The 12748-nt window shown below is 54.6% G+C and carries 11 protein-coding genes and 1 pseudogene; 11 read left to right on the top strand and 1 reads right to left on the bottom strand.

From position 1 onward, the window contains the following. Positions 1-313: 313 nt before the first annotated feature. The 10 genes and pseudogenes from ACI3UA_RS05630 to ACI3UA_RS05585 form a co-directional block, all read left to right on the top strand. Positions 314-1792: pseudogene (locus ACI3UA_RS05630) on the top strand (flagellinolysin); the annotation flags it as partial. Next, the gene (locus tag ACI3UA_RS05625; RefSeq protein ID WP_439723852.1) at positions 1769-2062 is read left to right on the top strand and encodes a flagellin; all 294 of its coding nucleotides are present in this window, start codon (positions 1769-1771) and stop codon (positions 2060-2062) included. The pseudogene ACI3UA_RS05630 and the gene ACI3UA_RS05625, both read left to right, overlap by 24 nt. A gap of 300 nt (positions 2063-2362) precedes the next feature. After that, positions 2363-3517, top strand: coding sequence for a type III PLP-dependent enzyme (locus ACI3UA_RS05620; RefSeq protein ID WP_439723850.1), 1155 nt, complete (start codon positions 2363-2365; stop codon positions 3515-3517). Positions 3518-3713: 196 nt separating this feature from the next. Then, on the top strand, positions 3714-4904 hold the full coding sequence (locus ACI3UA_RS05615; protein WP_439723849.1) for a sensor histidine kinase: 1191 nt from the start codon (positions 3714-3716) through the stop codon (positions 4902-4904). Positions 4905-4912: 8 nt separating this feature from the next. Beyond that, positions 4913-6409 carry an aminotransferase class I/II-fold pyridoxal phosphate-dependent enzyme gene (locus tag ACI3UA_RS05610; protein WP_439723848.1) on the top strand — a complete coding sequence of 499 codons (1497 nt, stop codon included), beginning with the start codon at positions 4913-4915 and terminating at the stop codon, positions 6407-6409. 94 nt (positions 6410-6503) lie between these two features. Next, positions 6504-7190, top strand: a complete 687-nt coding sequence (locus tag ACI3UA_RS05605; protein WP_439723847.1) for a dTMP kinase — start codon at positions 6504-6506, stop codon at positions 7188-7190. Positions 7191-7197: 7 nt separating this feature from the next. Beyond that, positions 7198-7737, top strand: a complete 540-nt coding sequence (gene rnmV / locus ACI3UA_RS05600; protein WP_439723846.1) for a ribonuclease M5 — start codon at positions 7198-7200, stop codon at positions 7735-7737. Positions 7738-7889: 152 nt separating this feature from the next. After that, positions 7890-8699: a 16S rRNA (adenine(1518)-N(6)/adenine(1519)-N(6))-dimethyltransferase RsmA gene (rsmA, locus tag ACI3UA_RS05595; protein ID WP_439723851.1), complete on the top strand. Its 810-nt coding sequence runs from the start codon at positions 7890-7892 to the stop codon at positions 8697-8699. Positions 8700-8769: 70 nt separating this feature from the next. After that, a complete protein-coding gene (locus tag ACI3UA_RS05590; protein WP_439723845.1) occupies positions 8770-9024 on the top strand; it encodes a TIGR03905 family TSCPD domain-containing protein in 255 nt (84 codons plus the stop codon). Positions 9025-9081: 57 nt separating this feature from the next. Further along, the gene (locus ACI3UA_RS05585; RefSeq protein ID WP_439723844.1) at positions 9082-9867 is read left to right on the top strand and encodes a histidinol-phosphatase HisJ family protein; all 786 of its coding nucleotides are present in this window, start codon (positions 9082-9084) and stop codon (positions 9865-9867) included. Between the two features lie 113 nt (positions 9868-9980). On the opposite strand, the gene ACI3UA_RS05580 is transcribed toward ACI3UA_RS05585, so the two are convergent. Next, positions 9981-11120, bottom strand: coding sequence for an HD-GYP domain-containing protein (locus tag ACI3UA_RS05580; RefSeq protein WP_439723843.1), 1140 nt, complete (start codon positions 11118-11120; stop codon positions 9981-9983). 214 nt (positions 11121-11334) lie between these two features. On the opposite strand from ACI3UA_RS05580, the gene ACI3UA_RS05575 reads away from it, so the two are divergent. Further along, complete coding sequence (locus tag ACI3UA_RS05575; protein WP_439723842.1) at positions 11335-12705, top strand: LCP family protein; 1371 nt, start codon at positions 11335-11337, stop codon at positions 12703-12705. The last annotated feature ends 43 nt before the right edge of the window (positions 12706-12748 follow it).

Genomic DNA, 12748 nt, shown 5'->3' with positions numbered 1-12748 from the left:
GGCATCGGGCTTTACGCTGACCGGCTGGAAAGCTTTGAGAACAACATGATGATTTCCATTCTTAGCAGCTGTGCCATGGCGCTGGAGAAGGAATGACAGCGTTGTGCGGATTTATGGTGTCCCTGCGGAAAAAGCCGGCAAAGAGCAGCGGCAGGCAGTATCTGCAGGCCCATGCCGGGATTGGATACAGATTGTTGCATATGTGAAATTTAATAACATGGAGGTATATTCCGATAAATATTTTGCTAACATTGATTTTTGCTCATTGAGGGATTGAATTTCTGCAGATTTTCCGGGGAGGGGAGATTTTGCGATGTCCATGGTAGTGAAAAACAATATGCCTGCAAAGCAGACATTGAATAAACTGAATAAAAACAGCAAGGCACTGTCCAAGACCCTGAAAAAGGTTGCCTCCGGCATGAAAATAAACAGCGCCGCTGATGATGCTTCCGGTTTTTCCATATCTGAGAGGATGCGGGTGCAGATAAGGGCGCTGGATCAGGCGAATGCCAATGCCCAGAATGCAGGCAGCCTGCTTCAGACCGCGGAAGGGGCGGCTTCTTCTACAGTTGATATACTGAAAACCCTGAAAGAAAAAGCCATTAATGCCGCTAATGACACCAATACTGATATTGACAGGGCAACTATTCAGAAAGAATTGGACCAGGCCATTGACCAGATTTCGGATAATGCCAATGTTACCTTCAATGGCATCAGGTTGTTTGATGGAGGGGCAGATATCAGCAAATCCGTGCAGGATACCATCATCAAGGCACTGAATTCCGAATGGCTCAAGGCCAGCTTTGAAATGATACAGGATGCCTATGGCATTAATTTTACTGATGGCAGGGCAAGCGTCACCGAAATGGAAGTCTTGTTCAAGAATGAAGGCCCGGGTACTTTGGCGTATGTGACATCAATTCCTGATGGTGATAGAACTGGCAAGCTGACGCTCACAGTCAATATGGATTACTATGATGATCTGGATGAGAGCAGTCCGGATGGCAGGTCTCCGTCTTCTGGTACTCAGTATCTCGACCGTGTTATTGCTCATGAGCTTACCCATGCTGTTATGTCTGCCAATATCAAAAATTGGGGTGATGTGCCAAAGTTTATCACAGAAGGTATGGCTGAGGTGACACATGGCATTGATGACAATCGCACAGCAGATTTGAGAAATATCAAGGGCATTGTAGATGCCGGCCTGGCGGCGGCAAGAGGTTCTGCTGAGGCTGATTCATATTCAGTTGGCTATGCCTTTATGCGCTATATGAACAAGCAGTTTGGTGACAACAGTGTTCAAAGCTTCGTGCAGGGCATGGTACAGTATGGTGGTGACGGTGCCGGTGTGGATAAGGCCGTAAATGCCGCTACAAGTGGCAGGTACAGTTCGCTTGATGCTTTAAAAGCGGCATTTAAAGCCGATGTAGATGCTGCTGCCACTTCGGAAAGCTTTTTATTGGATAAATGCGGCATAGATCTGGATAACCCGGATGTGGGCTCAATTCTTGGCGCAGATGCCAATCAGGGCGAGGTGCGCGACGACAAGAGCACCGTGCTGGAGGGCCTGAATACCAGATTCTGGTATTATCCGAGCGCCAATTCAACCCTGATAAACGGCCTGACTGTCAAGTGGCCTGATTTCCAGAAGGGTGAAGGCCTGAAATTTCAGGTGGGCACGAAGGCAAATCAGGTAATTGCCTCCGCTTTCGGTGATATCAGCGCCGAAGGCCTGGGCCTGAAGGCGGATAGCGGCAGTACCCTTGGTGTGGGAACCCGCGTCAAGGCCAAGCAGGCCATTACCATTCTGGACAATGCCATTGAAAAGGTGCTTGACCAGCAGACCAACATAGGAGCCATTGAGAGCAGGCTGAAATACACTCAGGCAAACCTGACCACGGCCAGCGAAAATACGGTCAGTGCCGAATCGGTTATCCGTGATGCCGATATGGCAAAGGAAATGACGGAATACACCAAGAACAATGTGCTGCTGCAGGCGGCGCAGTCAATGCTGGCGCAGGCTAATCAGAACAGCTCCGGCGTTCTCAGCCTGTTGCAGTAAAATAGAATAAATGGCATAATTGCAAGGCTGACGAGTGAGCAGGAGGCGTCTGTATTTTCCCCTGTCTTGTCAGTCTTGTTTTTTTATGTATTTTTGCTTGCAATCTCTGTTGAATAGGTCTATAATGCAACCCATAAATATGCTGTAAAAAATACAAAGATGTAAAGACAGTGTACATGGTCGGCGGACAGCATATTTTGCGCCGAGTGCGGCAGCGTATGTGTGACGAAAGCAGCTGCTGTACTATGTATGCTGCATGGAGAAGCCGCAAGGGACTCCATGAGAAAAGAGGAGGTTGTTATGAATAGCTTTCGTTTAACTGAAGAAGAGATGAATTATCTGGCGGATAAGTATCCGACACCGTTTATGGTGGTGTCACTGGATAAGGTTGAGGAGAACTATAATTATCTCAGGTGCCGTCTGCCCCGGGTCAAGGTTTTTTACGCCATCAAGGCTAACCCGGACACGGCTGTGCTGAAGCGCATGGCGTCCCTGGGCTCTAATTTTGATGTGGCTTCCGAGGGCGAAATCAGGCTGCTGAGTTCGCTGGGCATAGATGGCAGCCGCATGATTTATGCCAATCCCGTAAAGCCTGCTGACAGTATCAGTCTGGCGGCGCGAGCGGGCGTAGATAAATTTACCTTCGATGATGAAAGCGAAATACCAAAGCTGGCTGAAAATGCTCCCGGCGCCAGAGTGCTTGTCAGGGTGCAGGTGGAGAATGAATCAGCCGTCGTTAATCTGAATGAAAAATTCGGCGTAGTGCCTGAACTGGCACTGCCGCTGTTGCATAAAGCCAAAGCTGCCGGGCTGGTGCCGGCAGGCATATGTTTCCATGTGGGCAGTCAGTCGCTGAAGGCCGATGCGTATGGCAGGGCGCTGAGGATGTGCCGCAGGCTCTTTGACCAGGCGGCCCGCGAAGGTATGGAGCTGAAGATTCTGGATATCGGCGGCGGTCTGCCGATTCCTGAAATCGGGCAGCAGGAGCCGGATCTGGACGCCATGACAGGGAGCATCCGCGCCAGCCTTGATGAGCTGTTTCCGGATGTGGAGATCTGGTCAGAGCCGGGGCGTTACATGTGCGGCACAGCTGTCAACCTGGTTGCCAGCGTTATCGGAACCAAGCTGCGGAACGGGCAGCCGTGGTACGTGCTGGATGATGGCCTGTATGGCAGTTATAACGGGCTTGTTTTTGATCACTGGACATACAAGCTGGAGTTCTTCCGGGATGGGGAAAAAACTCCGTCCGTGTTTGTGGGGCCTAGCTGCGATTCCATTGACGTGGTGGCAAGGGATTTGCCGGCGCCGAAGCTGCAGGTGGGCGACAGGATACTGACGCCGGAGGTCGGTTCCTACTGTGCGTCGGCCGCTACCAGCTTCAACGGCTTTCAGCCGGCCAAGACCATCGTCTATGAGGACAATATCTCCGCCTTGCGGCAGAAGGCGGTAAGCTGATACAGATATTTTTGCGGGTTCAGGGGCATGACACTATTTGCGGATATGTGTCATGCCTCTTTTGCTGTACCGGCGCAGGGAACGGTTTTGTTAAACATTGCCGCAAAAAATCAGAAAGCCTTTGCGTAAATCTGCTTTATAATGTACAATAGAGGCTGGGATAGTTTGATTGTTTCGGTAGCATGGGAGATAGGAAATGAAGCTGTCTAGCGATATGGATGTGGAGCAGCAGGGTGAAAAGCTGCTCAGGGAAGCGTTTCAAAATACTGTGGATGCTATGGAAAATAGCAAGGGACAGATATTTGAAATTTACGAAAATACGAAAAATGATGTGGAAGCGGCCAGAGGGCTTCTGAAGGAGCTGAAGGAGGAAACGGCAAAGCTGCAGGACGAGGTGGATGTGCTGGTGCATTGTGAGCAGCAGGAAAAACAGCGCCTGGTCAAGGTCAGCAGTAATTTTGCCAATTATTCCGAGGACAAAATCCGGGCCAGCTACGAGGCTGTCAAGGATGTGCAGGTGCGCCTTGCGCTGGTCAAGGAAAAGGAGTTTCAGTCGCGCCGCCAGCGTGATCGTCTGGAGCTGAGGCTGCGCGGCATGGAGCAGACGCTTCTGATGGCAGAGCGGCTGGCCACCAAGCTGGGAACGGTGGTCGGCTATCTGACCTCCCAGATTAGCAATGTGGTGGCGCAGATGGACATAGCCTCCAAGAACAAGTTTCTGGGCGTGCAGATTATCAAGGCCCAGGAGGACGAGCGGCTGAGGGTTTCCCGTGAAATTCACGATGGCCCGGCTCAGGAGATGGCAAACCTTATTTATCAGGCTTCCATCTGTGAACGGCTGGTGGACACCCGTCCTGATGAGGCCAAGGCGGGACTGCAGGAGCTGCGGCGGCAGATTCGCACCTGTCTGGCCGATGTGAGGCAGATTATATTTGATATGCGGCCGATGTCACTGGATGATCTGGGACTGGTGCCTGCACTCAGGCAGCTGGTCAGCAAGCTGGAGGAGCGCAAGATACTCAAGACCGATTTTCAGGTCAATGGCCGTGAGCGGGCATTGGAAAAGCATGTGGAGGTAACCCTGTTCCGTATTATTCAGGAGGGGCTGAACAACATCCACCGCCATTCTGGTGTCAGCGAGGGACGCCTGCGCCTGCTGTTTTCCCAGAATGACCTGTCCATTTTGATTTCGGACGCGGGGCGCGGCTTTGATATGGAGGAAATCGAGGAAATGCGCAGAAACGGCACCGGCAACGGACACTTCGGCATCCTGGGCATGGAGGAAAGGGCCAAGCTGATAGGTGCCGCCCTGAATGTGATTTCCGTGCAGGGCGAAGGCACGAAGATTCATGTCAAGCTGCCGTATCCGAAGCAGGAAAAAGAGTAGCAGTGCAGATGATGAGAAAAGAATATCCGCTAAATCAATATGAGGCGCCGATTGCTCATGCAATGAAAGAATATGCAGGGGACGGCGCCCTTGCTTTTCATACTCCCGGGCATAAGCAGGGGCTGGGAGCCCACAGGCTGCTGCGGGAGCTGATTACGGAGGAAGGTCTGCGGCAGGAGGTTTCCCTCATGGAGGAGCTGGATGACCTGCATGAGCCGGAGGGTTGCATCAAGGCGGCAGAGGCTTTAGCAGCCGGGCTGTGGGGCGCAGAGGACACCATGTTTGTCATTAATGGCACCACAGGGGCCATCCACGCCATGCTGATGGGAACCCTGTCGCCGGGGGACAAGATTCTGCTGCCGCGGAATGCCCATCGTTCCATTATCGGGGGGGGCATACTGGCCGGGGCTGTACCCGTATACATCGGGCCGGAGGTGGACAGCAGGCTTGGCATTGCCATGGGGCTGAGCCTGTCGGCCGTGCGCAGGGCCATAGCTGACCATCCGGATGCCAGGGCCTTGCTGGCGGTGTACCCTACTTATTATGGCTTTTGCTGTGATCTGCAGGCTATTGCAGAGGCCGTGCATGAGGCCGGCATGCTGCTGCTGGTGGATGAGGCGCACGGTGCCCATCTGCGGTTCAGTGATGAGCTGCCGTCCCAGGCCATAGAGCTGGGGGCGGATGTGGCGGCGCAGAGCACCCATAAGCTGCTGGGTTCCATGACGCAGACCTCCATGCTGCATACAGGCAGCAGCCGCGTGGACAAGAAAAGGCTGCGTCAGGCGGCAGGGCTTTTGCAGTCCACCAGCCCCAACCAGCTTTTGCTGGCGTCTTTGGATATTGCCCGCCTGCAGATGGCAGAGGAAGGGCGCAGGCGCATGGCGGAGGCAGTCAGGCTGTCCCGCTTTGTGCGGGATGAGGTAAACAGGATTCCCGGCCTGTACAGTCCGGGGACGGAGATATGCCACAGCGGCAAGGACAGCGGTGCAACCTGCCTTGATTGTACCAAGGTTACGGTGAACCTGTCCGGACTGGCGCTGGGAGGGCCGGAGGCGGAGCTGATGCTGCGGCACCGGTACAAGATACAGTGCGAGCTTTCTGACACCCGCAATCTGCTGTTTATCATTTCCATGGCAGATAATAAGGAAGTGGCGGAGCGGCTGCTGGCGGCGTTGAAGGATATGGCCGCATCCTATCCGTCGGATGGCGGCAGGCCGAAGGGGGAGGAATGTGCGGAGGCCGTGGGCAGTATGCCGCGGCCGGTACAGCGCATGAATCCACGGGACGCGTTTTTTGCCGCAGTCAGGACTGTTCCGCTGGAGGAGGCCGCAGGAGCTGTTTCGGCCGAAACCGTGGCCTTTTATCCGCCGGGAGTGCCGCTATTGTGTCCCGGTGAGGAGATTACGGCAGAAATCATCAGCTATATACGACGCTATCAGGCGCTGGGCCTGCGGCTGTCCGGCCCTGCCGACGGCAGGCTGGCTACTATCAGGGTCATACAGTGATGATAAATATAGATGCGATAACATGCTGACAGCGGCAGGCCATATGGCGGTATCGTGCTGCAGGCAGGGAGTTTTTTGAAAGGAAATGTTGCTGATGTCAAAAGCAAAAGGCAGGCTGATTACAATAGAGGCTGGTGACGGCTCCGGCAAGGCAACCCAGACCGGAGCGCTGTACGACAGGCTGAAAGGGGAGGGGTACGATGTGGTCAAGGTGGAATATCCTGACTATGCCTCGGATTCCTCGGCGCTGGTGCGCATGTATCTGGGAGGTGCTTTTGGTGCAAAGGCCGATGATGTCAGCGCATATGGGGCCTCGGCTTTTTTTGCCGTGGATCGCTACGCCTCATATCACCTGAAATGGAAGGAAGCCTATGAAAGGGGCGCGGTTATAATTGCCGACAGGTATACTACCTCCAACATGGTGCATCAGGCGGTAAAGCTGCAGGATGCGGCAGAGCGGGAGGCGTTTCTGGACTGGCTGTGGGACTTTGAGTTTGGCAGGCTTGGCCTGCCTGTGCCGGATGTGGTGGTTTTTCTCGATATGCCGCCGGAGGTCAGCGACAGGCTGATTGCGGCGCGGGCCGAGGAAAACGCGGCGCGGCGGAAGGACATTCACGAGAAGGACAGCGCCTATCTGCACCGTTGTCATGAGGCGTACAGCACGGTGGCTGACAAATACGGCTGGGCAAGGGTTCAGTGCAGTGCGGATGGCAGGGTGCGCAGTATTGAAGACATTCATCATGATGTGTATAATATTGTGAAGGACGTATTGAAGGGATAGATTAGTTTTGATAAAGGAAGTTCTGGTTGTTGAGGGCAAGATGGATGTGGTGGCCATCAGCAAGGCCGTGGAGGCCGACTGCATTATCACGGAAGGCTTCAGCCTGAAGCCGAAGGCGCTGGATGCCATTGAAAAGGCATACAAAAAGCGCGGCATTATCATCCTGACTGACCCGGATTCTGCCGGTGAGCGCATCCGCCGTTTCCTGACAAAACGTTTTCCGGAGGCAAAGCACGCCTTTGTGCCGCGGGAGGATGCCACGGCCAACGATGACATAGGCATAGAGCAGGCTTCGCCGGAAGCCATACGTCAGGCGCTGGCAAAGGTGCGCACTGTGGACTGGGAGCCAAAGGATACCTTTACCGGGGCGGAGCTGCTGCGTGCCGGTATCAGCGGCGGTGCCGATGCTGCCCGGCGCAGGGCAAGGCTGGGGGCACTGCTGGGGGTAGGCTATGCCAATGCCAAGACCTTTCTGCAGCGGCTCAACCACTACGGCGTCACCAGAGAAGAATTTGACAGGGCGCTGGCCGAGCTGGATGTGGAATAGGAATTGAACATGATTTGAGCGAAAATCAGGCTGGAAAGGATAGTTTCATGACGGAAAATATAGACAAGGAGATTTCTCAGGAGCTGGCAGGGAACGGGAAGCGCCGTTCCCCTCATCCTGTTATTGCCAATCCCCAGGTGACGCGCCATATCATGAAAGCGTTTAATCTGCGGGCGGCAAAGAAGCTGGGGCAGAATTTTCTGGTGGATGCAGGCATCGTACAGGGGATTGTGGACGCGGCAGGAGCCGGGCCGGGGGACAGGATTCTGGAAATCGGCCCCGGCATAGGTACCCTTACCCAGGGGCTGGCGGAGTCAGGTGCGGAGGTCACGGCTGTAGAGCTGGACAAGAAGCTGCCGGCAGTTCTGGCAGAAACCCTTGCCGGATATGACAATGTAACCATTGTGCCGGGCGACATATTGAAGGTCAATATCCGGGAGCTGATGGGCGACAAGCCGTTCAAGGTGGCGGCAAACCTGCCGTATTACATTACGACGCCTATCCTGATGGCACTTCTGGAGCAGCACCTGCCTATCAGCGTGCTGGTTACCATGGTGCAGAAGGAGGTGGCCCTGCGCATGGTGGCAGGGCCGGGCAGCAAGATTTACGGGGCGCTGTCCGTGGCGGTGCAGTATTACACAAGGCCGCGGATTGCCTTTGATGTGCCGCCGCGCTCCTTTATTCCGGCGCCGGAGGTGGATTCGGTGGTTATCGTCTGCGATGTCAGGGAAAAACCGGCGGTGGAGGTAAAGAGCGAGAAGCTGTTCTTCCGGGTGGTCAAGGCCGCCTTCGGCCAGCGCCGCAAGACCATGGCCAATGCCATGAAGGGGGCGGGCTTCCTGCCGGAGCAGATTGCAGGGGCCTTTGCAAAATGCGGGCTGGACAGCACCCGCCGCGGTGAAACCTTCTCACTGGAGGAGTTCGGGCTGCTGGCTGATGCGCTGGCGGAGCTGGCTGATTAATCGGCAGAAGGTGCAGGATTGATTCGGACGATGTAAACATAGACGTTGCGTATCTGAAAGGATGAGAAAAATGGCGAGGATAGAGTATGTACCCCGGGGCATATGCCCGCGCCTGATGAGGCTTGAGGTGGAGGATAACAAGCTCGTGAGCTTTCAGGCGCTGGGCGGCTGCAACGGCAACCTGCAGGGCTTGGGCAGGCTCACCCAGGGCATGGATATCGATGAGGTTATCAGGAGGCTGGAGGGCATACGCTGCGGGGCGAAAACCACTTCCTGCCCTGACCAGCTGGCACAGGCTTTGAAAGAGTACAAGGCACAGCAGTAATGGCAGAGGCATATTGGCCTGCCGCAGTGCTTTTCAGGTGAAGGAGAGGTTCGGAACATGATATTTGACAATCATTCGCATACGGTGTTTTCCTCTGACTCGGAGATGGAAGCGGCGGCGGCTATTGAGGCGGCGGCAAGGCAGGGGCTGGGGCTGGTGTTCACGGAGCATTATGATTATGACTACGTAAACACGAAGCATTACAAGGAGATGGAGTTCCGCTTTGATGCGGCCGCCTACTGGGAAAAATACCTCCCCTATCGCGGCGACAGGCTGCGCCTGGGGGTGGAAATCGGCCTGTCCGATACCAGCGGCGAGGCCAACAGGAAGTTCCTGCAGGGAGCGCCCTTTGATCTGGTGATAGGCTCCGTGCATATCATTGATATGCTGGATTTGTATTATCCTGATTTTTATGCGGATAAATCGAAGGAGGAAGCCTTTGGCCGCTACTTGACCGTTATGGCGGGCATGCTGCGGGAGAATCCTTATATTGATGTGCTGGGGCACATTGATTATATCTGCCGCTATGCCGCCTATGAGGACAAGGAGCTGGCCTATGGCGATTTTGCCGGAGCCATAGACGAAGTGTTGAGAGCGGCCGTGGAGAATGACGTGGTGATGGAGCTGAACACGCGGCGGCTGGGAGATAGCCGGGCCGTGCAGTCACTGCTGCCTGTGTACAGGCGCTACCGCGAGCTGGGGGGACGCTATATCACCCTTGGTTCGGATGCACATGCTGCGGAAAATATCGGCATGAACTTCGGGGCGGCCCTTGAGCTGGCGGAGGAGCTGCAGCTGCAGACGGTAACTTTCAGGGAAAGAAAAATGGAATATTGCCGATGATGCAATAATTGCAGATAATAAAAGAACAGGATTGTGCCGACGGTGATGAACCGATGGGCAATCCTGTTTTTTTCGTTGGTTTATTGACAGTGTCAGTGGCGCGATGCAGATTTTTAGTCCTCTACCAGCAGTGAAGACGGGTTGAACTGCATCTTGAAGCAGAGGGCGCCGAGATCGTTGCCGTCCACTATAGATACGATAAAGTCGCTGTCCTGGTCAGTGGTTTCAATGGAAACCGGCGTAGACAGCAGCTGGTGGTTGTTGTCGGCAAAGAGAATCAGGCGCGGGTATCTGGTCATGCCGATGTGAACGGCCTTGACGATGCAGTAACCCAGCGCTGTTTTCAGTACCGTGCCGATAGGATACAGCGCCACATGGTCAAAGAACAGCTGCAGCAGAGGCGTATCAAACTGCTTGCCGGAGCATTTTGTCATGATTTTATAGGCAATATGCGGCGAGTAGGCCTTCTTGTACGGCCGCTGGGTGGTCAGCGCATCATACACATCGGCAATGGCCACGATTTTGGCAAAGTCACTGATATGGTCCTCGGTAAGATGCCGCGGATAGCCGTTGCCGTCCAGATGCTCATGGTGCTGATATGCTATGCTGGCAATAGAGGATACGTCCAGCTCGCTGTGGTCCAGCTTGCGAAGGTGCCGCCAGCCCCATTCGGGATGCAGGCGGACAGCGCGGTACTCCTCGTCCGTCAGGGCGCCCGGCTTGTTGAGGATGTTGATGTTGACCTTCAGCTTGCCTATGTCGTGAAGCAGGGCCCCCATGGTCAGGGTAATCAGGTCGGACTTGGAAAAATGGCACAGAATGCCCACCATGGCGGAAAGCGCGGCCACGTTGACGGAGTGGGCAAAGGTGTAGTCGTCGTAGAGGCGTATATCCGTCATCTGTACCAGGTTGTCCGGCTGGCGTATCAGGTCAGCGATAATACTCTCGGAAGCGCTGAGCAGGGGAGGGATTTCCATGTCCTTCTTCTGCTGGATTCTGGCGTATGTATCATATACCTGATGGATGGCGGTTACCCTGGTGTCCTCGCGTATGATGTCTTCGGGCGGCGGCAGCGGCAGATTCGGGTCAAGGGAGGTGATTACCACACTGGATATGCCTATCTTGTGCAGCCTGTCTATGTACTGCTTGCTTAGCTTGGTGCCGCGGGTCAGATAGCTGGCGCCTTCGCTGTTGTATATGCTCTGTGCTGTTATCATGCCATCGCGAAGGCGGTTTACTGGTAAACGTATCATAGATGCATCCCTCTTGTTGCAGTTGATAGATTTGAATGTGTATTATATCCATACCTATGATAATATATTTTTCAAAAAAAAGAAATAGTGAATTTGGAGAGTTCTTTGCCCTTGCTAGAGCGTGGGTGTTTTGGTATACTAAAGCATGGATTAGAAGATTCGTTTGAGTTTATTGAGAAAAGTTATATTTTGTGAGGAAAAGAGGAGTTCATAGATGCGAGTAAGGCGCAGGAGACGCCGCAATTTTACGCGAGTATACATATTGGCCGCCGTTTTGCTGGTGGCGCTGGCGGGCGTGCTGGCCACCAGCTTTTCCGGCGGCGGGCAGGAGGAAAACTACGCCGCGGCTGAATCAGGAATTGAGCGGCCTGATGATTATGCACATATCATGGTCATGGGCGTGGATAGGCGCAGTGACGATGCCGGGCGCAGTGATACGCTGATGGTGGTAACGATTAACAGGAACACGGGCAAGGCGGAAATCCTGTCCCTGCCCAGGGATACCCGCGTGAGAATAGAGGGCAACGGCTACGATAAAATCAATCATGCCTATGCCTTTGGCGGCTCGAAGCTGACGCGGAAGACCGTGGAGGAGCTTTTAGGGGTGCCGATGGATTATTATGTGCTGGTGGATGTCAAGGCCTTTGAACGGATTATAGACGCCATGGACGGCATTGATATCGATGTGGAAAAGCGCATGTACTACGAGGATCCCTGGGATGATAACGGCGGTCTTGTTATCGACCTGTATCCCGGCATGCAGCATATGACCGGGGACAAGGCCATTCAGTATGTGCGCTATCGCGATGGCGAGGGAGATATCGGCCGCATCGGCAGGCAGCAGCACTTTATGCGGGCCGTGATGGAGAAGATGCTTTCGCCGTCCATACTGCCGAAGCTGCCGCAGCTGGCGGAGGAAATCCAGTCGGCGGTGGAAACGGATATGCCGCTGACGGAGATGGTGGCTATGGTGCAGCTGCTGCCGTCCATCCGGGAGCAGGGCATGGAGTCGGTTATGGTGCCGGGCAAGCCGGCCTATCTGGAGGACGTAAGCTACTGGCTGCCGGATATCATGGGACTGAGGGCGCTGGTTTCCGGACAGATGGGAGCAGAGCTGGCAGATAGGGCGCTGGCCAATGCGGAGAAGGTCAGGGCCCAGTATGATGAATCACTGCCGAAGGGGCTGACGGTGCTGGAGGAAAATACAGGCACCGCTGTGGCAAAAAATACTGCCGGTGACGGTGGTGAAACGGAAAAGAAGGAACAGCAGGAGAATGAGGGCCGGGCACAGGCTGAGCAGGTGCAGAAGCCTGCCAGGGCCGAAGGGCCGGGCGGGATTTCGGTGCTGATTATCAATGACAGCGGCATCAATGGCGCCGCCGCAAGGCTGGCGGACAGGCTGCGCGACAAGGGCTTCAATGTGACCGGCGTCGATACGGGCAGGAAGAGTGACCGCGGCCATACGATTATCGTTACCGACAGCAGCAATACAGAGTGGTTTTATGGCATGCCGTTCCCTTGCACTATTATGGATGGCGGGGAGCCGAATGAGGCTGTTGTGTATATCGGGCAGGACTATGAATGATGCAGGATGTAGTAAGGTTTGGCGGGGCGGCATATATATCCCC

The sequence above is a fragment of the Anaerovibrio sp. genome, from assembly GCF_051866355.1.
Lineage (GTDB): Bacteria > Bacillota > Negativicutes > Selenomonadales > Selenomonadaceae > Anaerovibrio.
The sequence above is the reverse complement of the archived record's forward strand: the minus strand, read 5'-3'. Positions and strand labels throughout refer to the sequence as shown.